This window comes from Shewanella sp. WE21 (assembly GCF_002966515.1).
In the GTDB taxonomy this organism is placed as follows: domain Bacteria; phylum Pseudomonadota; class Gammaproteobacteria; order Enterobacterales; family Shewanellaceae; genus Shewanella; species Shewanella oncorhynchi.
In genome coordinates this window covers 2,001,250-2,025,541 of the sequence record NZ_CP023019.1, presented here as the reverse complement: position 1 = coordinate 2,025,541, position 24,292 = coordinate 2,001,250, and the positions used below count along the sequence as shown (strand labels likewise).

18 protein-coding genes and 1 pseudogene are annotated in these 24,292 nt (G+C 47.8%); 5 read left to right on the top strand and 14 right to left on the bottom strand.

All coding sequences use genetic code 11. The features are described from left to right. Positions 1–83: 83 nt before the first annotated feature. Positions 84–1,892 carry a long-chain fatty acid--CoA ligase gene (locus tag CKQ84_RS08610; RefSeq protein WP_105250924.1) on the bottom strand — a complete coding sequence of 603 codons (1,809 nt, stop codon included), beginning with the start codon at positions 1,890–1,892 and terminating at the stop codon, positions 84–86. 341 nt (positions 1,893–2,233) lie between these two features. Here CKQ84_RS08610 and CKQ84_RS08605 point away from each other — a divergent pair, with 341 nt between their 5' ends. From CKQ84_RS08605 to CKQ84_RS08590, 4 genes and pseudogenes are all read left to right on the top strand, one after another. Beyond that, complete coding sequence (locus CKQ84_RS08605; RefSeq protein WP_105250923.1) at positions 2,234–3,874, top strand: alpha/beta hydrolase; 1,641 nt, start codon at positions 2,234–2,236, stop codon at positions 3,872–3,874. A 3-nt stretch (positions 3,875–3,877) separates the two neighbouring features. Next, complete coding sequence (locus CKQ84_RS08600) at positions 3,878–4,612, top strand: ATP-binding cassette domain-containing protein (RefSeq protein ID WP_105250922.1); 735 nt, start codon at positions 3,878–3,880, stop codon at positions 4,610–4,612. 94 nt (positions 4,613–4,706) lie between these two features. Beyond that, positions 4,707–5,855: an ABC transporter permease gene (locus tag CKQ84_RS08595; protein WP_105250921.1), complete on the top strand. Its 1,149-nt coding sequence runs from the start codon at positions 4,707–4,709 to the stop codon at positions 5,853–5,855. A gap of 43 nt (positions 5,856–5,898) precedes the next feature. Next, positions 5,899–6,146, top strand: a pseudogene (locus CKQ84_RS08590) (hypothetical protein). Positions 6,147–6,218: 72 nt separating this feature from the next. On the opposite strand, the gene mog reads toward CKQ84_RS08590, so the two are convergent. From mog to CKQ84_RS08560, 6 genes are all read right to left on the bottom strand, one after another. After that, positions 6,219–6,752, bottom strand: a complete 534-nt coding sequence (gene mog, locus CKQ84_RS08585) for a molybdopterin adenylyltransferase (protein WP_105250920.1) — start codon at positions 6,750–6,752, stop codon at positions 6,219–6,221. Positions 6,753–7,008: 256 nt separating this feature from the next. Next, the gene (locus CKQ84_RS08580; RefSeq protein ID WP_105250919.1) at positions 7,009–8,313 is read right to left on the bottom strand and encodes a type II toxin-antitoxin system HipA family toxin; all 1,305 of its coding nucleotides are present in this window, start codon (positions 8,311–8,313) and stop codon (positions 7,009–7,011) included. Continuing rightward, complete coding sequence (locus CKQ84_RS08575; RefSeq protein ID WP_105250918.1) at positions 8,310–8,696, bottom strand: hypothetical protein; 387 nt, start codon at positions 8,694–8,696, stop codon at positions 8,310–8,312. The genes CKQ84_RS08580 and CKQ84_RS08575 overlap by 4 nt, the downstream gene beginning before the upstream one ends. 226 nt (positions 8,697–8,922) lie before the next feature. Continuing rightward, positions 8,923–9,906 carry a carbohydrate kinase gene (locus CKQ84_RS08570; protein ID WP_105250917.1) on the bottom strand — a complete coding sequence of 328 codons (984 nt, stop codon included), beginning with the start codon at positions 9,904–9,906 and terminating at the stop codon, positions 8,923–8,925. Positions 9,907–10,025: 119 nt separating this feature from the next. Beyond that, positions 10,026–12,422, bottom strand: a complete 2,397-nt coding sequence (locus CKQ84_RS08565; protein WP_105250916.1) for a TonB-dependent receptor — start codon at positions 12,420–12,422, stop codon at positions 10,026–10,028. 278 nt (positions 12,423–12,700) lie between these two features. Continuing rightward, complete coding sequence (locus tag CKQ84_RS08560) at positions 12,701–13,921, bottom strand: sugar MFS transporter (RefSeq protein ID WP_105250915.1); 1,221 nt, start codon at positions 13,919–13,921, stop codon at positions 12,701–12,703. Between the two features lie 261 nt (positions 13,922–14,182). Here CKQ84_RS08560 and gtfA point away from each other — a divergent pair, with 261 nt between their 5' ends. After that, positions 14,183–15,661, top strand: a complete 1,479-nt coding sequence (gene gtfA, locus CKQ84_RS08555; protein WP_105250914.1) for a sucrose phosphorylase — start codon at positions 14,183–14,185, stop codon at positions 15,659–15,661. A 108-nt stretch (positions 15,662–15,769) separates the two neighbouring features. Here the strand turns inward: gtfA and CKQ84_RS08550 are convergent, their stop codons facing one another. The 7 genes from CKQ84_RS08550 to CKQ84_RS08520 form a co-directional block, all read right to left on the bottom strand. Then, the gene (locus tag CKQ84_RS08550; RefSeq protein WP_105250913.1) at positions 15,770–16,801 is read right to left on the bottom strand and encodes a LacI family DNA-binding transcriptional regulator; all 1,032 of its coding nucleotides are present in this window, start codon (positions 16,799–16,801) and stop codon (positions 15,770–15,772) included. A 92-nt stretch (positions 16,802–16,893) separates the two neighbouring features. Next, complete coding sequence (locus CKQ84_RS08545; RefSeq protein ID WP_105250912.1) at positions 16,894–18,357, bottom strand: MFS transporter; 1,464 nt, start codon at positions 18,355–18,357, stop codon at positions 16,894–16,896. Between the two features lie 45 nt (positions 18,358–18,402). Next, on the bottom strand, positions 18,403–18,867 hold the full coding sequence (locus CKQ84_RS08540) for an NlpC/P60 family protein (RefSeq protein WP_105250911.1): 465 nt from the start codon (positions 18,865–18,867) through the stop codon (positions 18,403–18,405). A 136-nt stretch (positions 18,868–19,003) separates the two neighbouring features. Beyond that, positions 19,004–19,741 (bottom strand): sulfite exporter TauE/SafE family protein, encoded by a 738-nt coding sequence (locus tag CKQ84_RS08535; protein WP_105250910.1) that lies wholly within the window; start codon positions 19,739–19,741, stop codon positions 19,004–19,006. Positions 19,742–19,975: 234 nt separating this feature from the next. Continuing rightward, a complete protein-coding gene (locus CKQ84_RS08530) occupies positions 19,976–21,220 on the bottom strand; it encodes an MFS transporter (RefSeq protein ID WP_105250909.1) in 1,245 nt (414 codons plus the stop codon). A 107-nt stretch (positions 21,221–21,327) separates the two neighbouring features. After that, positions 21,328–22,059: a LytTR family DNA-binding domain-containing protein gene (locus tag CKQ84_RS08525; RefSeq protein WP_105250908.1), complete on the bottom strand. Its 732-nt coding sequence runs from the start codon at positions 22,057–22,059 to the stop codon at positions 21,328–21,330. Continuing rightward, on the bottom strand, positions 22,053–23,726 hold the full coding sequence (locus CKQ84_RS08520; RefSeq protein WP_173913168.1) for a sensor histidine kinase: 1,674 nt from the start codon (positions 23,724–23,726) through the stop codon (positions 22,053–22,055). Before CKQ84_RS08520 ends, CKQ84_RS08525 begins: the two co-directional genes overlap by 7 nt. Positions 23,727–24,292: the final 566 nt, after the last annotated feature.

Sequence of the window (24,292 nt, the reverse complement as noted above, 5' to 3'; positions counted from 1 at the left end):
TTTTAAGCGAAGAAAAGCACTTCAGGAAGTAGTAGATAAAAAAAAGGCCGCTTCTGCGGCCTTTAGCAACAACAACTTAACAATTAATTGTTGTACATAGCATTTATTTCATGGGCGTATTTATGGTAAATCATCTTGCGGCGCAGCTTGAGCGTTGGGGTGATTAAACCCGCTTCCATCGAAAATGCTTCAGGCAACAGAGTGAACTTTTTAATCTGTTCAAAACCGGCCAACTCATGCTGTAACTGCTTTAAGCGTTGCTCAAAATGCTCAACCACATGACTATGGCGCAGCAATTCTAAAGGTGACTCATACTTCAGCCCTTTGTCCTTCGCCCACGCTTCCAGTGACTCAAACGCAGGCACAATCAAAGCGGTCACATAGTTACGCGCATCGGCAATAATCGCCACTTGCTCGATAAAAGGACAACAGCCCACGGCGCCCTCAACCCTTTGCGGCGCGATATATTTACCGTTGGAGGTCTTCATCAATTCTTTAATACGATCGGTAATAAATAAATTGCCGTTCGCATCGAAACGCCCTGCATCACCGGTTTTTAACCAACCATCTTCAAACGCAGCGGCGGTATCTTCAGGACGATTGTAATAGCCGCGCATCACAGTGGCGCCGCGGACTAAAATCTCATCGTCCTTACCTAGCTTAATTTCGGTTTCCAGCAAAGGTTGTCCATTGGAACCCGGCACTCGATTACCTAAGGTATTGCAGGTCACAGTCGCGTTAGTTTCTGTCATACCGTACCCACAAAGTACTGGAATATTAATCGCATGGAAGAAACTACCGACATTCACATCTAAGGCTGCGCCACCGCAAGGCATAAACTTCAAACGGCCACCAAGCACGGCTTGCAGCTTGCTATACACCAGCTTGTGCGCCAAACGCCATTGCAGCGACAACCACAATCCGCCCTTAGCACGACCTTGGCCGACTTCGAACTGACGTTGGCCAACGCGCATCGCCCAAGCAAACAACTTCTTACGACCGTCGGCAGATTTGGCGACTTTATCTTGTACGGCGCTATACACTTTTTCGAGGAAACGCGGCACCACACACAAGGTATGTGGACGCACGGCGCTAATCGCCTCTTTCACTCTTTGGGTATTTTGCAGATAGACGTTATGGCCGCCACGGCACAAGACGTAGAAACTCCAACTGCGCTCAAATACATGGCTCAATGGCAAAAATGCCAAAGACACATCGCCAGAATGGAAGGCCAGTTTTTGATCGTGCTGGCGTATGGTAGACGCCATATTACGGTAATCCAGCATCACGCCCTTAGGATCGCCCGTCGTGCCGGAGGTATAAATTAAGGTCAGTAAATCATCGAGATTTGCAGCGTGTAAACGCTGATTAAGCTCGGCTTCTTGCTCAATGTTTAACTGAGTGTCACCCGCCAGTAGGGTATCTAGATGCCAATGCTGATTGGCCTTATCGGCAGCAAGTGTCACGCTGGCATCGAATACAATCACATGCTCTAGGCTTGGGCATAAGGCTTGCAACTCACACGCCATGGCGTATTGCTTAGCATCGTCAACAAAAATCACTTTAGCGGTGGCGTCGTTTACGATAAAGCTCGCCTGTTCGACGGTACTGGTGGGATAAATTGGCACCACAACGGCGCGAGTTTTGAGAGTGCCGACATCGGCACAAGTCCACTGCGGGCAGTTTTGCGCCAGAATAACGCAACGGTCTTGCACTTGTACGCCAAGTTCGATCAACACTTGTGCAATTTTACTGCTGATTTGGTCGAAGGCTTGCCAACTCACCTGATACCAAGGAGCGGCCATTTCAAAACCTTCCAGCGCTACTGCGTCTTTTAAAGACTCGCTCTGCCGCTGTAGTAGTCGAATAACATGATATTGATCGAGAGACATAAGAGACTCACCTTTTTAGCTTACAAGTGTACCGCTTTTGCAGCATTCTACCTGAAGGCCAAATAAAAACTAAGAGTTTTTGCTCTAATGTTGTGCAAATGTCGCCCAAATCACGCTGTAAATAGGCTTTTATCTGCTAATGACATCGCCTTGCCAGAGTTTTTCTTATCCCCAAAAAACACAACTTGTTCGTTTCAGTGCTTGTAAATAGGTTCACAACAACTTAGGTTGACATGAAAAACGCCCAGCACTGCCCGCTCACACCTTGTTAACACATTAATATACCGATATTTTGTATCTAAATTTACAACTCGTCCTGAAATGCAAAAAGGAAAGCGCGCATGATACATAGCATGACACACAGGAAGTTAAGCAACACAGTTCAACGCCTTGTGCCAACTCAGCCACGGCATGGTGCGACTAGTGCCACATGGCGCACGCATACTTTGAGAATGAGCGCACTCATACTGGCAATGGCAAGTACGGCGACGTGGGCGAGTGATGTGAAAAGCCAAGAGACACAAGCGACGGCTGATATAGCTAGGAACATGGCGAATGACACCGAAACTTGTTATGTGGAAGGCGTATCCGATCGCCTAAACTGCGGTTTTGTGACTGTGCCAGAAAACCCTAACAAACCCGATGGCAAACAGATCCAAGTGCATTACGTTGTTTTGCCTGCGGTGAAAAATGCCAACCATGAAGAAGCCTTGCTGGCGATTGCAGGCGGCCCAGGACAATCGGCCATAGAGAACGCGGCAGGTTTCGATGCCATGCTGAGCAAAGTTCGCCAACAGCGGGATATTTTACTGATCGATCAAAGGGGCACAGGCCGTTCGAATGTGCTGGCCTGCGATGAAGGAGCTCAATCTCCACTGTCCTTCGATGACGATAATGTCGATACCTTAGCCGAAACGCAAAAATGCTTATCCAAAATTGATGCCGACGTGACTCAATACGGCAGCCTCAATGCGATTAAAGACTTCGAAGCCGTGCGAGCGCACTTAGGCTATAAAAAACTGCATATTTACGGCATCTCCTACGGCACTCGCATGGCGCAACTTTACATGCGTTTATATCCAGAGCACTTAGCCACAGTGACCTTAGACGGCATAGTGCCCATGCAGCAAAGCGTATTAGAAATTGGCTCGGCGATTGATCGTGGCTTCGACTTATTATTTAAGGATTGCCAAGCAACCGCCGCCTGTAACAGCCAATTTCCCCAGTTAAAGGCAGACTTTGAGCGAGTCGACGCTAAGCTCGCCACTGGCCCTGTGATGGAAAACGTTTACGATCCCGTCACGGGCGAAAAAACCATGTTGACCATGACGCGCGGTAAATTCTCTGGTTCGATCCGCATGGCACTGTATCAAGCCAATGTGCGCGCCCTCTTGCCCCATGCGATTCATCAAGCATCGAAAAACAACTTCCAACCTATACTCGGCCTCTATGCCCTCACCCTAGACAATGCCGGCATGGCGATGGGCATGCACGCATCTGTGGTCTGTGGCGAAGATATGCACCGCATTACCCCAACCATGCGCGAGCAGGCCAAAAAATCCTTTATGGGCAGAACCATGCTCGAAGGCTTAGAGGCGACTTGTTCAATATGGAAAGTCCCTGCAGTCGATAACAGCTTTAGCGAGCCCATTAACAGTAACATTCCGACCTTGTTGTTATCCGGCGAAATCGACCCCGCGACACCACCGAGTTGGGGCGAGTTAGCGATGGAAAAACTCACCAATGCCAAGCACTTTGTCGCTCCTTATGCGACCCACGGTGTTGCCTATCAATCCTGCGCCAATAACCTGATTGCCGATCTCGTCCGCTCGGGCTCAGTCAACAATCTCGACGGCGAGTGTTTAAACAAAGATGTGCGCCGCAGTTTTTATTTAAATGCCAGCTCGGTGGAACCGCTTAATGCGACCAGCACAAAAGCCACGACAACAGATGATCACGCCAGCACTGGAGCTAAGGAATAAGCCATGATTAAAGTATCCCATCTTTCCAAGCGCATCGGTGACGTGCAGGCGCTGAATGACTTAAGTTTTGTCGCACAAAATGGCCAAATCACAGGACTACTCGGCCCGAACGGGGCAGGTAAAACGACCTGTTTACGCACGATTTTTGGCTTGCTGAAACCCGATAACGGCAAGGCTGAAATCGAAGGCATAGATGTCGCCATCGACCCTATTGGCGCTAAGCAGCAACTCGGGCTATTCCCCGACCCTTTTGGTCTGTATGAACGCTTAACACCACGGGAATACATTCGCTATTTTGCCGAGCTGAGCGGCTTATCATCCAAGGAGGCCAAGGAAGCCACCAGCCAAGTGATTGCGAAATTGCGCCTCGAAGACATTAGCGATCGCCGCTGCAAAGGCTTCTCCCAAGGACAAAGAATGAAAACCGCCCTCGCACAGGCAATCGTCCACAGCCCGAGCAATATTATCCTCGACGAGCCGACCCGTGGGCTGGATGTGATGAGCACTCGCCTATTGCGTGACATTCTTATCGACCTTAAAAATCAAGGACATTGCGTGCTGTTCTCGAGCCATGTGATGCAGGAAGTCGCCGCACTGTGTGACCAAGTGATCGTGATGGCCCAAGGCAGAGTCGTCGCCATTGGCAGCCCCACCGAACTGTGCACCCAAACGGGTAAAGACTCGCTCGAAGAAGCCTTTATTCAACTTATCGGCACGGATGAAGGGATAGCGGCATGATGACTCAGCAAAGATTACGCCCGCAGGTTTTAACCTTTAAGACCTTGATATATAAAAGCGTGGCATTTAAGAACATGGTTAAGGGAATGACAGCATGAATAAAATAATCGCTATGGTTCGTAAAGAACTCATCGATGCCGCCCGCGATAAGCGCTCTGTGATGGCGGGTCTGTACTACGCCATAGGCACACCGTTGATCATGTGCGGCCTATTTATGGTGTTAATTGGCCAATTAACCAGCCCCGATGATTTGAAAATCACCATTAAAAATCCCGATAACGCACCGGATTTAGTAAGATTTTTATCAAATAAGGGCATCACTCAAGGCGCAGCCGATGGCTCTGACGCCAAAGACCTTAAAGCAATAGAACTGATCATCAGCACCGACTATGCCGCGCAGATGAACCAAGGCAAAAGCGCCGAAATCACCATCGTGGCCGATAACTCTGAGGAGAAACTGCAGAACTCGATTCGTAGACTCGAAAAACAACTGCAGGCCTACAGTGCTGAAATGGGCAGTTTACGTTTAATCGCCCGCGGTATTGACCCGCGCGTGGTGCAACCACTTAAGGTGAATGTGCAAGACAAAGCCACCACGGACTCTAAGGGCGGGATGATCTTAGGTATCGCCATTTTTACTATGATTTACTCGGTATTTATCTCGGGGATGAACCTAGCTATCGATACCAGTGCCGGTGAGCGCGAACGCAACTCCTTGGCCCTGCTATTGAGCCACCCGCTGACCACTCGCCAATTAGTGCTGTCAAAAATAATTGCGGTAAGCCTGTTCGCTTTGCTCGGTTTAGTACTGATCTTGCTGGTGTCTAAAATCGCCTACGCCTTTGTGCCATGGCAGGAATTAGGCTTTAGCGTCAACATCACCACGGAATTTATGGCACTGATGTTAGTGGTCGGCATCCCCGTCGCGTTAATGGCCGCTTGTCTGCAACTGTTTGTGTCTTTTATGGCGAAAACCTTTAAGGAGGCTCAGTCCTATCTGACTATGGTGCTATTTGTGCCCTTAGCCCTGTCGATGGCCGCCAGTTACAACATAGCGCCAGATATGCTGCAGTGGTTGCCCGTCTCGGGTCAGCAACAGGCATTAATGGACTTTATCAAAGGTAAAGACTTGCCCATGCTGCAGTTACTGGTTTCGACCTTAGGCACACTCGCCATTGCGGTATTGCTCGCCTTTGGCATGGAAAGGTCACTCAAGAGTGAAAAAGTGATCTTCGGTTTATAGGTCGCTCCCAAGTTGAAAACCTCAATAGCTACGGGAGTTTGTTATGGAAAACGAATTTGTCTTAATGGTGATTATGGTCACCTTCATTATTGGCCTCAGCGCCACTGAAATGTTTAAACACTATCTAAAGGCGCGCCAACTTGGAGTGGGCACCGCAGACAATAGGCACCTTGAGGACAAAGTGACTCAACTCAGCCTACAAAACCAAACACTAATTGAGTGAGTACAAGTGCTTGAAAAATAGTGACAGAGCCAGAGTACGAGCTAAAGCAGCAGATTAATCAGTTATGAATCCTAAGCTCCTCAAACAATAAAGCCACTGGATTTTCAGTGGCTTTATTTTTTTACAGGCTAGATAGAAGCTTACTTAGCCTTAGGCCTGAATGCTTTGATAACCGACTCATTGCACTCTAAATACGGGCCTTCCATCAAGTCGATACAATAAGGAATGGCGGGGAACACGGCATCTAAACATTCGCGAATCGATTTTGGTTTGCCGGGCAAATTCACAATCAATGAATCGCCACGTAACCCTGCGGTTTGACGAGACAAAATGGCGGTAGGCACAAATTTTAATGACTCGGCGCGCATCAACTCACCGAAGCCTGGCATCATGCGATCGCAGACGGCTTCTGTCGCTTCTGGGGTGACATCGCGTTTCGCTGGGCCAGTGCCGCCAGTGGTCACAATCAAACAGCAATCCTGCTCGTCGGCCATTTTGATCAGCGTCGCTTCAATCACATCCTGCTCATCGGGGATCACTTGATAAATCGGCTCCCACTCGCTGGTGAGATAGTCGTTGAGCGTGTCGATAATCGCCTTGCCTGAGATATCTTCATAAATTCCCGCGCTGGCGCGATCGCTGACCGTCACAATACCGATTTTTGCTTTGCTCATAGGAAATCCCCAATGATGTTGAAATGAAACATGCCGAAGTGAAAATTGTCGACATCAAGCATGGAAGAAGCCGCGACAGCTTCGACCTTAAGCCGCAGCTAAAATAGCATAAATGCCCAACCAATGGAGCGACTAAAACGTGATGGGGTTCGCGCTATATGCGTAGCATTTGTATGTATAGAGGAGATGCAATGAGCACAAAGGGTAATATTGAAAAACGAACACTTTCAACTTAGCCAATTGCAGCAAGTTATTATCAAAGCGTTGGCCGAGTCAGAGTGCTTAATCTGGCCGTTATCCTATCACTAATTATTTGCTTAAGCTGTTCACTACCGGGGGCATTCTCAATAACCTTCTCCCGAGCTTTTGCCACTTTTTTGCCAAGGTCATTCATCAATACTTTTCCTGCTCGTTCACCCAACCCAATCGCTTCAGCAAAGGCACTAAAATCATGGCCAGTATAGTAACCATAATGCTCATATGATGATGTACTGAATCCTCTTTTCACCTCTGACTCAAGTAACCAAATACTTAACTCACCCGAATTATCGTATTGCTTGTAGGGAGCAACTGAGACCATGTCATAGATGGGGGTGTACCCAGAGGCCCTGTTACTGTCACTAGCACGGCTAAGGGAAATATTTTTCAAATGCAAATCATTGTTGCCAACGATATAGGCCATTAGGACCTGCAGAAAGCCATCTTTGAGCAATTGCACATGGCCACCACTCAATTGATACGCTTCTTTAATCGCTCTTTCATAGGACAATGTATCGCTACTCTTATTCCCCGGCGCAACATTTAGCGCAGATGCCAGATCTTCGATAAATTCACGCTTTCTACCAGTCTCTCTATACAGATCAAACCGTGCAGTCACATAGGCCAGTTGCCCGCAACTAAAGGGAACTAAGTGATGTTCAGCAACATTGAAACCAACTGCCTTACACAACTGCATAACCATAAATTCGTTCTCCGCCAACTCTGGAAAGTCGTTGGGAGAAGGTTTAACTATGTATGGTCCCATGCCGACGGCGTTGGTCAGTGTTTTGGGTTTGCCTTCAGCATAGGTTAGAAACATTTTAGGTTGAACACCAGAGATAGATACGCCACCTAAGGATTCCATGGCCACTTCGTTAAACTCACTGCGAGGAAAATCAATCTGGTAACCTTTAAGGCTTTTCATCGGAACAGAGATCAATTCTATCGCGGGCGAGATATCATCACCACGATACTCAGTCAGCACACTGACGGGACCAATAAGCTCGGCACCATTTCCCAGTAATAAGCCAAACTTGTCATCTTGATCTAATCTCGCGATTCTCGCTTGATGACGCCTCACCCAACCTTCACTCATCAGGTTAGCAAAAAATGGCGGCAAATAGTTTCGGCGGTATGGCTCATGGGTGATTGGCAGCTTATAGCCAATCTGCGGCAGGCCTGAGGCAATATACGAGGCCGCATAGGTGAAGCTGTACTCATACCCCTCTAGCGTGTCGTACTCTAGCAGTTCACCGGCAAATCGGTTGTTACTGTAGACATAACCAATTCGATTAGCTCTCATGACTTAGCCTCATTCGAAGAGCTAATTTGAACACTAACGTCCGGTGCTTTCTTACCAATAAATAAATCTAACCCAATGGTATTGAGTAGTGTCTTTAGGGTGCCAATTTTTACCGACTCAAGCTTACTCATAATTTTGTAGTAAGTAGCTGGCGCAATATCGGCAAATAAGGTTAGCTCCTTCACTTTTAGCTGCCCCATATGTTCGGCCACCATCTCTTGTACTGTCTGTTGCGTTAGCGGCTGAAATCCATCACGCTTTTGTTTAAGAAGCAGTATTTGCAATTCACGATCTAACGCAGCCATCTGCACAGCTAGCTGGTTTCTCATGTTAAGCATCTGATTTATTTGGGTATTACTTTCTACGTTTTTCATATCAGACATAAGTACCACCTCAAAGTGCTACGTTTCACCACAGGTATTACACAGTAACAACTATCACTAACGCAGACTTTTTATGATGAAAAAAATAATAGTTATACTATAGCAGTATATTTTTAATATTCATCTGCTTTAGCGATATTTTCAGCATAAAAAATAGATTTAGTACATTACATTGAAATATATGTGCAATTTATGCCAAGGAGAAGAGACAAATATCGGCTCAGATCTAAAGCAAAAATGAGCTCACCTGAGCCAGTGTGGGCAAAGAGGGAAACGCGCCCTTTTGCCCGCAGGTAATCGCACCGCAGCGAGTTGCAAATACCACCGCCGCTTCTAAATGCGCTTTGCTTTCTAGCCTTTGTTTCAAGCCTACATTTCCTAAATCGGATTCAAGATCATGTTCGAGCCCTAAGCCTAAGGCGAACAGAAAACCTGAGATAAAACTGTCGCCTGCCGCCGTGGTATCGACGGCAGAGATTTTGGGAACGGGTACGCTAAACCTTTGCTGCGCTGTGATGCATTGTACTGGATTGGCACCATCGGTGACCAAAATCACCTCAACCCCTTGGGCGAGGCAAAACTGCAGATAATCTTCAAAACTCTTATCCCGCGCTAACGCTAAGTAGTCCGCTTCTTCGCGGCTCATTTTCAGCACTTGGGTGCAGCGAAAACACGGCTCAACCCGCTCGGCTAGCAAGGACGTGTCCTGCCACAGGGATAAACGCAGGTTCACATCGAAGCTCACTAAGGTCGCGAATGCATTGGCACAACGCGCACCATAAAGGCTAGTGTTAAAGATGGCGGTTTCAGTAAAGGTATTAGAGCAAAGATGAAAGATATCAATCACCTGCCATGGAATACTGTCGAAATGCTGATTGCTGTAACGCATATCGGCGGTGCCATTTCGATTGAACTCAAAGGTGCGTTCACCCTGTTCATCTAAATTGACCAGCACAGTCGCGGTAGCAGCGCCCGGCACTTCGGCAAGATAATCGGTTGCCACACCCTGCTCCGCTAAGGCTTGCTTTAACATAACGCCATAATGGTCCGCGCTGATGCCACCGGCAAAGTAACTCTTACCGCCGAGTTTCGCGTAACCCACAGCCACATTGGCGGGCGCGCCACCGGCAATCGGCTGATGATGTTTGCCTGTGGCATCGGTTGGCAGCAGGTCTACTAACACCTCACCGAAACTGAGTAATACCGTCATTTTCACTCCAGCTTTGTATTCTATATTCTGCATTCTGTATCAGGCAAAAAGCCCACTTTCATGGGCTGTTTTGGGCTTAGCATTTTTTCTGTAAAAACAGTTTCTGTAGCAAGATCCGCTTAGAACTCGTATTTCAGCGTCGCACTTGTGGTTCGGCCATTAATGGTACGGGCACGGATGATATTGTTATCAGGGATTGAGCCTTCTTCCGCTTCAGTAATACCTGTGACATTAAACAAGTTGTTGACGTTTAAAGACACACTCATGGCTTCGGTCAGATTGTAAGTTGCAAAGGCATTCACTTGGTTGTAGCCGTCGAAACTTAAGTCGTTATTATCTTGAGCATAAGAATCCGTGGTACCGATTAAATTAACGCCCACTGAACCTTGGTCAAAGTTGTAACGGCCTATCAAGGAGTAGATAAAGTCAGCCTGTCTTCTTGGGGTATTACCCACCACTTCTGGCGTCAATGCATCTTTAGCAATCTCAGAATCGGTCCAGGTTAGGTTACCTCTAAAGTCGAAGTCACCGATGAAATAGGCAGACTCGATTTCAATACCTTTGGCTTTGTACTTACGGTCGAAGAAACGTTGGCTCGTGGCTTCAAAGTTTTGTTCTTCGGTTTCTGAGTAGAATGCCGTCGCAAACACCGACAAATCATCGTAACGGTACTTAACACCTAACTCGTACTGGTCAACGATATCAACCGCATCTTCCTTCGCAACTGAACCATCGGCACGCACTTTACCAAATAACAGACGGTCGGCATTGGCGCGTCCACCGTGACTCAAGCGACCGAAGGCGGCTAAGTCACGGGCAAATTGATAGTTAGCGCCTAATGAGTAAGACGTATAGCTCCAATCGTAATTCACTGGCTGAGGGTTCGCATTGTCGATGGAAGACACGCTCTGCTCAGGGATTGAAATCATTCCATCGAGATTCATATCCACTTGTGATTGCACGCTACCTGCGTAGTTACCGCTCGCATCACCGCTGTCATAACGCACACTGGCATCAAGTGACAAGTCACCAAAACTCGAGGCTAACGCGAGGTAAGGCGCTTTAATGGTGTAGTCGGTATCGTAATTGCGTTGGCAACAATTTCCCCAGTAAGGCACACCATAACCATAGAGGCCATTGTCAGAATACGCAGTACCATCGGCGGCAACCACATCTAATAGCGCGGCATTATCGCCTTTTACTTCCATCAGATAAGAGTTCCACATCCAGGTCATGCTGATGTTTTGCACCGCATTGTAGTAACCTAAGGTCACGCTGGTATCGTCGAAGGTTTTAGTCAATTTCAGGTCGTTTACGATTGAGCCAAAATCATTCATCTGCACGTCAAAGGTATTGATACGCATGGCTAAACCGTCCATCTGACTACCAGAATTAGGTCCATTGGCGTAAATCAACTTAGCGCCAGTGCCAGCAATACTGGTCGCGATATCGCTACCGTTTGCCACTTCGGCAGGAAATGGCGCGATAAAGTTACCGCTCACATCGGAGAAACGGAAACGGTTTTCAACCTGCCAATCGTTACCTAAATCGAATGAAGCCTCTAAGCCGACAGAATCGACCACTGGATTCATGCCATCGCGCATATCGCCACGGCGACGTTCGCCATCGGCACCTAAGCTCAAAGTTGACTGGAAATACGCGGATTGAATCGCATCGGATTTCGCATCAAAACCTGGGATTGAACTGCCATCCGAGTACATAGGCATAGGTAAGTAACCTATGCTTTTATCATCTAAATGTTTGAAATACAGACGAACATAACCCTTATCGAATTCTTTGGTTAAGTTAGCTTTGATCTGGCCGCCTTTGTTAGCGTTATAGCCAGCGTCGCGTGGGCCTTCACCCGTACGCACAAAACCGCCCACATGGAAACGCAGGCTGTCGTTGATGCTAGTGCCGTATTCAAAGTCGGTACGGAAAGTGTCGTAATCCAGCCCTAAAGTAGTAGCAACACTGCCCGAATCCGAGGTGCCCGTTTTACTGATCACATTGATAATGCCGCCGGGCGCATTACTGGCCGCAGTCGATGCCGAGCCGCCACGGATAGATTCAATGGTTTGCACTGTTGAATCTAAGCGTAAAAAGATGTCTGCGTTACCAAAGGCGATATCGCCAAACTGTAGGATTGGCAAACCATCTTCTTGAATTTGCAGGAACTTAGCACCACCAGACGCCACAGGTAAACCACGCACAGCTATGTTAGCGTTACCTTCACCGCCAGTAGACTCGACCTTCATCCCCGGAATAATACGGAATGCTTCGGCCGATGAACGCGGCGTACTCACTTCAAGCTCAGCCAGTGACACACTGCTGACTGACACACTCGAATCCATAACACGAGTGCCACGGGCAACCCCAGTAACAGTAATTCTTTCTAAACCTAACGCGTCTTTCTTAGCTTCTTCCTGTTGTGGTGCGTCGGCTGCCCAAAGGTGAGAACTCACCAACACGGCCAATGTACTTAACAAGAATTTCTGTGATGTGCTTTTTATCATTTTTATGTCCCCACCCATATTTGAGATGCAGCCCTATCTCCCCATGGCTGCCTCTACCGAATTGTGATTAATCGAAGAACCATCTTAGTGATTGCTCAAGGTCATATTGAACTTAACTTCGAACCAACTTAATCGATTAAGTTAACAAGTTAGCAACTTAATAACAAAAAGCAAGTGTGTTTTTTGCACAATTTTGGTTCGCACTCTGGGTGTACCAGATCAACGTATTGATTAATTGAAGAAATGTGACAAAAAAATATTTTCTGTCACAGCCCAAATTAGTGCGTATCGAAAGTTAACAAATGGCGGGCAGGATCTTTAACGAGATTAAATCCGCTCAGAAGGCACAACAAAATGGCAAAACCAGTGGCGAGGTAGAAGCCATATTTAACATGGCCGAAAATATCGCCCACTAACCCCATCAACAAGGGCCCAACGGCGGCGGACACGGCAGTAAAAAACAGAATCACCCCAGCCACAGAGCCGTGCTGATCCACGGGGAAACAGCTAATCCCCTTAGAATTAAGCGTGGGATACATCATGGACATAAACAGCCCAGACAAGGGCAACAAGATGACTGCCGCTTCAATGCCGTAGATCATAGACCCAAGATAACAAGCACTTATCGCGAAGCTAAACCAGAACATCACTTGCTGCCATGGGAAGCGATCGAGCACCCAGCCACCTAAAAAGCGCCCACCAGCACGCAGGGTAAAAAAGATCGTCAAGGCATAAGCGGCCAGTGTGGTGTAATCACCTTGATAGCTTTGCAGCAAGGTCGGCATCCACACGTAAATCGCCACTTCGGTGGCAACGTATAAACCTATCGCGAGCGAGAACCCTAATGCATAAGGGTTTTTCATCATCTTAAAGGTGCTGGCAAGGTTAATGGCATCCGTCGAGGAACGTTTGATTTGCGGATAATCCGCCCGATAAGCTAACCAACACAGCACTAAACAGAAGCAACCCGCGCCAAAATACAGATACTTCCAAGAGACGCCGCTGATCAGTAAATAACTAACGATGGCCGGCCCTATCATGGCACCGACACCAAAGTAGCCCTCCACCGTATTCATAGTGCTCGAATGCTGTTTTGAGGAAGTCGAGATATCGCCGATAAGCCCCAGCGCGCCGGTTTTAAAGACGCCAATCGCCGTGCCGACAAAGGCGAGCAGGAACAAGAAATAGTAAAACGACTCCCCCAGCGCGAACATGAAGCAGGCGAGCGCGAATAACAATAACCCCAATAAAATTGTTAACTTACGCCCTATCTTATCCGCCAAGAAGCCTAAAAAAAGTCCACTCACCGCGATAAAAATCATCGGCATATAATGGAAAGCACTGGCCTGCGACATGGACAAACCAAACTGGGATATCAACTCAGGAATAATGACGCCCACGGCATCTGAGGTCATAGCGAACATGAAAAACATTAAATATGTGAGTACCCGAATACGGGTGTGATTGCGGTTATCGCAACCTTTTGAATCACTTACCATACCATTTCACCTTATCGTTATTATACCTACTCGCTCTCAGCTGCTCAGTGACGGCATGCTGAAAGGGTTTCGGCTTTTGTGTACAGCAGTGAGCCAGCCTCCCCCAAAACTTGAGACTAACTCAAAAATCCAACAAACCACTTGAATAATGTTTCATATTGGTTAAATATACAACTTAATCAATTAAGTTTGGTTGTGCAATCAATTAAAGGATTGCCATAAACCTTTACTCTAAAAAGACAACTCAAGCGTGGGCAAAGTATGAAAAACCAAGTGCAACTGATCACCTATGTCGACAGAATTACGAATGCAGGGCTCAAGGAGCTCAAAGCACTGCTCGATGACGAGTTGCAAGGTCTATTCGGCGGCGTGCATCTTTTGCCTTTCTATTTCCCCATTGACGGCAGTGATGCGGGCTTTGATCCGATAGACCATGTACAAGTCGATTCACGCTTAGGCAATTGGGATGACGTTAAACGCATTGGTGACGACTACGACATCATGGCCGACCTTATCGTTAACCACATGTCCGCCGAATCGCCCGAATTTAAAGACGTACTCAAGCACGGCAAACAATCGGCTTACTGGGATTTATTTTTAACCAAAGACAAGATATTTCCTGAGGGGTTAAGCGCGCAAGATCAAGCCGCTATCTATCGTCCACGTCCGGGAAGTTGTTTTAGCACTTACACCTTAGCCGATGGCTCGACCGAAGAGTTTTGGACCACCTTTACCCGCAATCAAATCGATATCGACGTTCATTCCGCCGCGGGTAAAGATTATTTAAACCGAGTGCTGGCGCGTTTCGACCACAGTAAAGTGAATCTGATCCGCTTAGATGCTGCGGGCTATGCGATTAAAAAGCCCGGCACTAGCTGCTTTATGATTGAAGAGTCCTTCGAGTTCGTGGATAAGTTAGCCCAGCAAGCCAATGCGTTAGGTATGACAACGCTGGCCGAAATTCATTCGCACCACATGACTCAGGTCGAGATCGCCAAGCGAGTCGATATGGTGTACGACTTCGCCCTGCCACCACTCATCTTGCATACGCTGTTTAGCCAAGATTGCCAAGCCTTGACCCATTGGCTGGAAATGGCGCCGCGCAACTGCATTACCGTACTCGACACCCACGACGGCATTGGCATTATCGACGTCGGCCCTATGGATGGCTTGCGCGGATTATTGACTGAAAATCAAATCGATAATTTGGTTGAAACCATACATGGCAACAGTAAGGGCGAGAGTCTACAAGCCACAGGCGCGGCCGCCAGCAACGTCGATTTGTATCAAATCAATTGCACCTATTACGATGCCCTCGGTCAGAATGACCTAGATTACTTGATGGCGCGGGCGATTCAATTTTTCACACCGGGTATTCCGCAGGTGTATTACGCAGGACTGCTGGCGATTCCAAATGATATGGAACTGCTCAACAACACCCATGTCGGTCGCGATATTAATCGTCCTTACTTGAACCGTGAAAAAATGCAGCAAGCCATGCAAAAACCTGTCGTTAAGGCGCTGACTCAACTGATTAAACTGCGTAATAGCAGCCCAGCCTTCGATGGCCGCTTTACGATGGCATCAGCAGAACGCACGTTAACCTTATCTTGGACAGCGGCCGATTCGCAGGCAAGTCTCACCCTCGACTTTGCCAACAAAGATGGCCAAATCGCCCTAATAGATAAGCAAGGTAAAGAGACACAAGTGTCGTTATCAAGACTGTTGGCTCAAGCATAAGCTTGCGTTCCTGCTCGGGCTTGGGTTTAAGTTCAAGCTAAGCGGCATAGTTTTGAGATAGCAAAAAGGCGCATTCAATGCGCCTTTTTTAGTTAAAAGATGTAGAGACTAGCAGCTCTTACCGAGGCGTAATTCATAGCCCAAAACTTCCGCATGCACGGCATCACTGACAAACATTTGCGCCGCTTTTCGGCCCTTCTGCTCAGAGTATTGATAGACAGTGGTTAACGGCGGATTTGAACGTGTACCTTCATCTATGCCATCAAAACCTACTACTCGCACATCTTCAGGAACACTCAGTCCCATGGCCTGCGCCTCACCGAGCACACTCAAGGCGATTAAGTCACTCATACATAAAAATACATTCGGCCGCGGAGTCGAGTTCAGCGCTTCTTTTGCCGCTATCGCCGCATAGTCGGCATTGCTCTCGGGGATATTCCAAATTCTGTCCTGCCCGAGCGCAACGCCCACTTCTTCAATCGCTTGCAAGTAACCCTGCAATCTTTGATGGGCGACAGAGGTATCGATTTCTAACAAATTCAAATCATACACGCGGCAAGTTAAGTGGGTATCGAGCAAACGTAGCCCCAAAATGGCCACATTGTCCGCTGGCGACTGCAATGCTAGTTTCGCCACTTCATAGGCGGCTAACTTATTGTCTATGCTCACAGACGCATTGCGGTGGATATCAAAATCGACCGTGACGACCTTTTTCTTTACCTGCTTTAACTGCTCGGCTAACAGGGCATTGCGCGGGCGACCATAACAGATAAAACCATCCACAAAGTCAGCCACCGCATTCACACTGTCTGAACTGCCCGAAAATAGCAGCAAATTGAGTTTCTCTTGCTCCAAGACAGAGGCCACGCCCTTCATAAATTTACTGGCGACGGGATCGGACACCATGTATTCCACGCTGTCCGACAGCACCAAGGCGACAGTATCAAACTTGCCCTTACGTAGGGATTGAGCCGCTTTATTTGGCCCGAAATAACCCAACTTAGTGCAAGCCGCTAAAATTTCATTACGACGTTTTTCCGATAATTGGTCGGGGCGATTAAACGCGTTAGACACAGTGGCATTAGAGACACCCAACTCGTTGGCTATGCTCTTTAGGGTCCAGTGTTTTGTTGTTGTCATGCTTATGTCCTGGAATCGAATAAGGCCACAAAAATACGGCTCAGCGCAAATAGTACACGGCTTAAATGGGTCGTGCACCTGCAAATCTAGGCTTAATGCGCAGTTTCGCTATCATGATCTTTTAATGCCGTCGCAGGGGATAGTAAACCGACTATCGCGGCGCATAATGCCACACCCGCAGCGGCCATAAATCCATATTGGAAGGCGTGATGCACCACCTCTGTCGGCAATGTTTTAATCGCGGCGATGCCAAACTCTGAACCCTTGAGTGGCAACAGACTATAAAGCAGCACACTAAACAGCGCAGTACCAATAGCGGCGCCCATAGAACGACACAGTGACACCATAGCCGTGACTTGGCTGAGTCGCGCCTTGCCCGACACGCTCTGCACCACGAGCTGCACACTCGGCATCACAGTCCCTAGCCCTATTCCGACCAATACACCTAAGCCGCCGATCACATTGGCATTGGGCGGCACAAAGCTAATCAATAACAAGCCGATAAAAGCTAAGCCCATACCAAAGGTCGGCAGCCACTTAGGCGCCACATCTTTGCTTAACAGTCGGCCTGCTATCGTCGAGCCAGTGACGATACCGAAGGTCATAGGCAAGAGCAGTAAACCGGTTTTAGCGGGATTAGTGTGTAAGCCCACCTGCAGATAAATCGGCAGGAAGAAGATCATCGCAAACAAACAGGCCGCAAACAGCGCCGCCGTAAGCAGTGGCATATACACGGCCTTCTTCGCCAGTAAATCTAACGGCAGAAACGGACTCGCCAATCGCCGTTCCCACAATAACAAGCCTAAAATGCCAACCACCACAAAGACGGCAAAGCCTAAGCTGGTCGCAGAAAGCCAAACAAACTCTTGCCCCGCCACAGATAACCAATACAACAGCGCGGTGATAATAGCCGGAAACAAGACCACGCCCACTAAATCAAACTTGCCTTGGCGAACGGGTTTAACGCTGTGCTTATGTAAGCCATTGAGCCGCCATACGGCCAGCATAGCCAGTGGAATATTCGCCCCAAATAGCCAATGCCACGAATAGGCATGCACCACAATCCCGCCAATCACAGGGCCGCCGACACTGGCGAGGGTAAACATAGCGGCAAAATACCCTTGGAAACGCGCCCGCTGCCGAATGGGAACTAACTCACCAATCAAAGATTGAGACAAACTCATCAAGCCGCCACCGCCCATGCCCTGCAAGATACGTCCGGCGATCATGTGGTCCATAGTATCCGCACTCGCCGAAACGATGGATCCCAGCGCAAAAATCACTATGGCGATCATCAGGATTTTCGCGCGACCGAAGTTATCCCCTAACCAGCCATAAATCGGTACAGAAGCGGCCATCGCCAGCATATAGCCGATAGTGATCCACGAGGCTTGGCGCAGACCGCCAAGATCTTCAACTATGGCAGGCGTCGCCGTCGCGAGTAAGGTTTGATCAACCGCGGCCAAAAACATGGGCAAGAATACGGCGGAGAAAATGGCGAGAAAAACAGAAGTAGGTAAAGGGTCACTCTGGGATAACGCAGGCTCTAAGGACATATTGTCTCCGCTAACTCATAAGCCCAAGTGCATAAAGAAGATATGTTAAATCCGCCGTGCATTCCAATACTTAGACGCCCAATAACTGTTATGCAGGCTCGAAATCTTCACCCCTTGGCTAGTGGAAACGTGGAGAAAATTATCGCCTCCTACATAAATGCCGACATGGTGTGTGCTCCAGCCCGTCTTGAAAAATACCAAGTCACCCTTGCGCAGTTGATTTCTCGGCACGGGTTTACCTAAGGCTTGTTGCTCTTCGACTGTGCGCGGTAAGGTCATACCCAACATCTTCTGATAGGCGACAGACACAAAGGCCGAGCAATCTATGCCACGCTTAGTGCCACCACCTAAACGATAGGGCACACCGCGCCACTCAGAATGCAGTTCGGAGATATTGCTATCATTCCAAACCGTGGCGGGTTCAACTTGCTTTACCACAGGCTTAGGTTCTGGCGCGCTAGCACAAGCGCCAAGGCCTAAGGCTAAGATAACTATCAGTAATCGTTTCATAGCTTCAAACTCATTGCAGGCAGATTTCACAGTAACGTAATTTTGAGTTTTTATCAGGTAAATTCAGGGCGGCTGGGGATCAAAACGCCCCAACACCCGCGCACTCTAGCAGACTAATATAACCTAAAGCTTAAAACTATAACGCCGTCCACAATAAACGCACACCCACCAGCACCATTAAAATCAAGATGATGCGTTTAAATAACCTATCGTCAATTTTATCTTGAATGAACAAACCTAACTTTACCCCTAACCATGCCAGCGGCACCAATAACAGAGAAACGATAATATTCTCTTGGTTAATCTGCCCAAGCAAACTGTAAGGAACAAGTTTAACCAGATTCACCACCGCAAAAAACACCACGGCAGTGGCTAAAAACTCTGCCTTGGCTAAGCGCAACGGCAACAAATAAGCGTTGAGTGGCGGCCCGCCCGCATGGGCAACAAAGCTCGTAAATCCGGCGGTTAAGCCACACAAGCGCCCAACCAGAGGTGAAGGTGATGCTTGAGTTTTATCCCCAAGGATCAAACCATACAAACCAAAACCTAAGGACACACAACCTAAAATCGCCCGTAGATATTCTTCATTCAACCTATCGAACAACAGATAAGCGATAAAAATACCCACTATCGCTGCGGGCAGTAATATCCATAAATGACGCGAATTATGTTGCCCCCACCAAGAACGCACACTTAAAAAATCCATATAAATCAGCAGCGGCAACATAAGCGCCGCCGCGGTGGTAGGGCTAATGGCCAGCGCCAATAGTGGGACAGTTAAGCCGCCCACGCCACCCGCAAAACCGGATTTAGAAATCCCAGTAATCAAGACTGCGGGTATCGCCACCAACCAAAAAAGAGGGTCCGTTAACATCAACACATCCTGAATAACGCTTTATGGCTATCAAGTTACCTGTTGTTGGTGTGATAAAAAAGAGGCAGCACTGAGCTAACATCAAAAGTGCAATCACATAGATAAGTCAGTGAGCCTTAAATGAATAACAACCTCGCCCATAAAACACGGGATAAAAAGTAAAAAATCCGCAGTCATTTGGCTGCGGATTTTTTGTGTTAGCTTTTGGCTAAAGAGGAAAAGCTTAGCTTACGCCTATGCAGATTCAGCCGTCATATTCACTAAGCGAGGCGTACTCTTAGTCGCTCTCTTAGCTGACGCTGGAGTTTTGGGCTCTGGCATACGAATGGTTAATGACATGACTAACGCCACCACCAGCAGTACTAAAATCACGTTAAAGGTTGCAATAAAGCCACCAAATAACGAGGCGACAATCGAACCAATAATGCTGCCGATACCGAAACCTAAGTAGATAACCCCATAGTTTTTAGTCAGGTTATTCAGGCCGAAGAAGTCACTCACCAATGATGGATAAACAGTGATAGTACCGCCAAAACTAAAGGCAACGCAGGCAACCGCAACGAAGAACAGGTTAGCATTCAAAGGAATGAACAACAGTAACACCATACCGACTAAGGTGATGATCTGCGCCAGCGAAATAACCCGAATGCGGGGGATTTTGTCCGACAGAATACCCAGCACTAAACGACCACTGAGGTTCGCCATAGCAATCACAGCAACAGCATTGGCAGCGACCAGTACAGGCAAGTCGACCATCTTCTCGCCGATATCTTTAGCCACACCAATCACATACAAACCACTCATACAGGCAGACAGGAACATCAGCGCCAGCATCCAGTATTGCGGCTTACGCATGGCTTCTGCGAGGGTGAAGTCGCGGCTTTCGGCCTGCTGACTTGCGGCTGATTGTGCAGGCGCATCTTTCATCAACATACCGCCACATAACACCAGCGCCATGGCGATCAGGCCCCACAGTTGGAAGGTGGTTTCAAGGCCAGTGTTTTCGAGTAACAGCACGTTAATGTATTTAAATCCGAGGCTACCTAGACCATAAGCGCCAATCGCTAACGCCGAAATCAGCCCTTTGCGTTCGGGGAACCACTTCACGCAGTTAGACAAGGTCATCAAGTAGCCAGTGCCATCGGCAAAGCCCACTAAAATCCCTGCGCACAGGTAAAGCATCATCAAGTTGCTGGCTTGGGCAGTGAGTAAGAATCCAACGCCGAGTAGCAGGCCTGCGCCTAAGGTGACATTACGTACGCCAAAGCGTTCCTGTAATTTGCCCGCCATGGAAGATGCCACGGCCAAAGACAAACTCAGCAAACCAAACACAAATGCCACTTGGCTGACGGGTTCGTCGAGCTTAACGGCCAACTGCGCATTGAACAGGCTCCAAGTGTAAACTGAGCCGAGTGCAAACTGGGTGATAATAGTACCAACTAAGGTCAGGTACCGAGTACGGTTCATCTCTTTAGTCATGATGCATCTCGCTTTAGGGGATCAGGAATTGAGTCCACTATAAGAGAGATGCGATTCGCGCCGATCAATTAAGGCATGAAATACAGATCTGCAGGAATGAATGACAATTACAGCCTCATCAGCTGTCGAAAAGCCTTAATATTACTACGGCTAACGGGCACCTCGAACGACAAATCATGCAACCTAATCAGGTAAGTGCTATTGAACCAAGGAACGATTTCGCGGATCTTGTTGATATTGACGCAATAGGAACGGTGACAGCGAAAAAAACCTTCAGCAGGCAAACGACTCACAAACTCACTGATGGTCATCTGCATCACATAACGGTCAGTGCGGGTGTAGACATAGGTCAGTTTTTCATCGGCCTCGGCATAATAAATTTGCTCGCAGGGCGTAACGATAATCCGCTCACCTTTGACTAAATTCACGGTTCGACTGGTGTTACTCGCGGCCTCATGTTGCGGCTTTGGTGCTTGCCGCCCCACCTGTTCAATCTTCTGCAATAAGCTGATGATCCGCGGTTCATTGTAGGGCTTGAGAATATAATCGAAGGCTTCGAGCTCAAACGCTTCTACTGCAAATTCTTTATAGGCAGTAACAAACACCACATGGGGAGGATGGGTCGATTTATGCAGATTCTTCGCCAACAAAAGGCCATCGATGGACGGTATTTGGATATCCAAAAACACCACATCGACCTCGTGATCCTGCAAATATTTAAAGGCCTCTAAGCCATCCTCGAAGCTAGCCACTATGTCTATCTCACTGTGGCTCTTCACTAAATACTCTAGCTCCTCACGGGCGAGATATTCATCTTCAACTATGATGGCTTTTAACATACTTGCGCCTCATTTTCCGGTAAGTAAAAACTGACTTCAGTCCCCGGTTCGAGCCGTTTAAGCTGCAAACCTTCGCCGTACAATAACTTCACTCTCTGGTGCACATTCATCAGCCCAATACTGCTGCTTTCTACACGGCCAGCAGCTACGCCATCAATCACCTCTTGGCGGATCCCATAGCCAGTATCGCGCACGGCGACGCGAATGCCTGCATCGAGTTTTTTCACTTCTATCGTCACTCTACCCGGTGCACTGCGCGGCTGAATGCCGTGCAAAATCGCGTTTTCCACCAGCGGCTGTAACAAGAGGCAAGGTACACAAAAATGCACATCGTCGACATCGAAGATCACTTCAAGCTTGTCGCCAAAGCGCGCCTGCTCAATCGCCACATAATCACGGACTTGCTTCACTTCTTCTTGGATATCAATCAGCTCATCGCCTTTAGCCAAGTTATAGCGCAGATAATCGGCCAGATTAGCAATCAACTGTCGCGCCTGCTGTGGCCGAATACGGATCAAAGAAGAAATCGCATTGAGGGCATTAAATAAAAAATGTGGATTAATCTTGCTCTGCAACGCAGTGAACTCCGCCTTGCGGGTCATCTCTTGCAGTTGCTCGATACGCGACACTTCCATCTGGGTCGAAATTAGCTGCGATAAACCCACGGCCATCTCCCGCAACGAGCTAGTGATACGATAGGTATTGCGATAGTAAATCTTCAGCGTGCCACTCACAGTGCCGTTTTCGCGTAGCGGGATTATGATGACCGAATGAAAGTCCGATAAATGATATTGGCGTAAGTCGTTGTTAATAATGTTTTGATCTTGCTCTATCGCCCTTTGAGTCATTTCGCTAATCGCTTGATGACCATCGACCTCGTAGTAATCTTTGCCAACGCCCATATAGGCTAATACATCGCGAGTATCGGTAATCGCCACGGCATCGGCATGGATTTCATTGCGGATCACAGCGCAAACTTGCTCTAAGGCATTGCGGTCAATCTTGCGGAAAAAGGGTAAGGTTTTATTGGCAATATCCAGCGCGAGCTTGGCCTGCTTAGCGGCAATCAACTCTTTCTCATCGTCGAGATCCTGCACTAACTTGATAATCAGTCCGATACACACAGTACCCGCAATCATGGGATAGGCAATATGACTCACAATCTCAACGCCCACCTCGTGTGGCTCTGTCAGCAACCAAATCAACAACATGGTCAGCGTTTCGCACAACATGCCCGCCGCAATGCCATAAATCCACAACTTAGATTTGGGACATTTGTAATAAATCCACGTCGCCATAAGGCCGGCAATAATGCTGGCGATTAAACACGGAATAGAGGTATCGCCATCCATATCAATCAGATATCTATGCAGTCCCGACAGCACGCCCGCAGGAATACCAACCCAAGGGCCAAATAGAATCCCGCCAGAAATAATCGCGATAATACGCACGTTAACCAACGCGCCTTCAACCTCAATGCCGGTATAAGTACTAAATACCGCAAATAAGCAAAATATCGCCGCCACAGAAACCAACTCTGCGGGGGTATGATTACGCTTTTGGAATAAACGCTGAAACGGTCGAGTGCGAGTTAAAAAGAACAAGGTCATCAGCATCAAGGCCGCCCGTTCAAATACCGCCAGTAACATCATTTGATTTTCGAGCACGCTTTCTCCTTGATCTATCACGCTGAATCACAGCCCAACGTTATATTTACCAATGATATATTTATGAGTGTTAAGCCTGTACGCTGAATGGATTAGGGTGAAGACAGGCTTTGCCGCCAACACAAGCTCCCATAAAAGATAGACTCGATTTTGCAGATCCAACGTAAGACATGGATGATAAAAATCACCGAGCCCCAAACTTGTCAAACTCGTATTTAGGCTCGAGTAAAACATCAAACGCTAATGCCCACATAAATACAGGCTTGCTAAAGTAAAGGACAGATAAAAGTCCCATTCACGCGGGCTCAGTCACACATTCGTACTTGAATTAGGCTATCAAAGTGTATCGAAGGAGAATTTGAAGAACCTAAAACACCTTAAGTTAACCACTAAAAAGTGCAGTTGCCCTCCATCAGGTCACTGCCACAATTTGCAAAATCGACTGGAATACCCGAAGCTAAAACCTTCGGCTCGAATGCAAGATGAGATCACCCCCATGCGAGATTCTAGGTTCACACTTAGCTGCGCTGAACCGAGCCAAACTGAACTGAGCATGCCCTAGTAAT

What these genes read in the sequence shown, in the direction of transcription:
- CKQ84_RS08540 (WP_105250911.1), bottom strand. Translation starts at nt 18,867, where the DNA reads ATGAAACGATTACTGATAGTTATCTTAGCCTTAGGCCTTGGCGCTTGT.
- CKQ84_RS08600 (WP_105250922.1), top strand. Translation starts at nt 3,878, where the DNA reads ATGATTAAAGTATCCCATCTTTCCAAGCGCATCGGTGACGTGCAGGCG.
- CKQ84_RS08550 (WP_105250913.1), bottom strand. Translation starts at nt 16,801, where the DNA reads ATGACAACAACAAAACACTGGACCCTAAAGAGCATAGCCAACGAGTTG.
- mog (WP_105250920.1), bottom strand. Translation starts at nt 6,752, where the DNA reads ATGAGCAAAGCAAAAATCGGTATTGTGACGGTCAGCGATCGCGCCAGC.
- CKQ84_RS08605 (WP_105250923.1), top strand. Translation starts at nt 2,234, where the DNA reads ATGATACATAGCATGACACACAGGAAGTTAAGCAACACAGTTCAACGC.
- CKQ84_RS08595 (WP_105250921.1), top strand. Translation starts at nt 4,707, where the DNA reads ATGAATAAAATAATCGCTATGGTTCGTAAAGAACTCATCGATGCCGCC.
- gtfA (WP_105250914.1), top strand. Translation starts at nt 14,183, where the DNA reads ATGAAAAACCAAGTGCAACTGATCACCTATGTCGACAGAATTACGAAT.
- CKQ84_RS08575 (WP_105250918.1), bottom strand. Translation starts at nt 8,696, where the DNA reads ATGTCTGATATGAAAAACGTAGAAAGTAATACCCAAATAAATCAGATG.
- CKQ84_RS08530 (WP_105250909.1), bottom strand. Translation starts at nt 21,220, where the DNA reads ATGACTAAAGAGATGAACCGTACTCGGTACCTGACCTTAGTTGGTACT.
- CKQ84_RS08570 (WP_105250917.1), bottom strand. Translation starts at nt 9,906, where the DNA reads ATGACGGTATTACTCAGTTTCGGTGAGGTGTTAGTAGACCTGCTGCCA.
- CKQ84_RS08610 (WP_105250924.1), bottom strand. Translation starts at nt 1,892, where the DNA reads ATGTCTCTCGATCAATATCATGTTATTCGACTACTACAGCGGCAGAGC.
- CKQ84_RS08525 (WP_105250908.1), bottom strand. Translation starts at nt 22,059, where the DNA reads ATGTTAAAAGCCATCATAGTTGAAGATGAATATCTCGCCCGTGAGGAG.
- CKQ84_RS08535 (WP_105250910.1), bottom strand. Translation starts at nt 19,741, where the DNA reads ATGTTAACGGACCCTCTTTTTTGGTTGGTGGCGATACCCGCAGTCTTG.
- CKQ84_RS08565 (WP_105250916.1), bottom strand. Translation starts at nt 12,422, where the DNA reads ATGATAAAAAGCACATCACAGAAATTCTTGTTAAGTACATTGGCCGTG.
- CKQ84_RS08580 (WP_105250919.1), bottom strand. Translation starts at nt 8,313, where the DNA reads ATGAGAGCTAATCGAATTGGTTATGTCTACAGTAACAACCGATTTGCC.
- CKQ84_RS08560 (WP_105250915.1), bottom strand. Translation starts at nt 13,921, where the DNA reads ATGGTAAGTGATTCAAAAGGTTGCGATAACCGCAATCACACCCGTATT.
- CKQ84_RS08545 (WP_105250912.1), bottom strand. Translation starts at nt 18,357, where the DNA reads ATGTCCTTAGAGCCTGCGTTATCCCAGAGTGACCCTTTACCTACTTCT.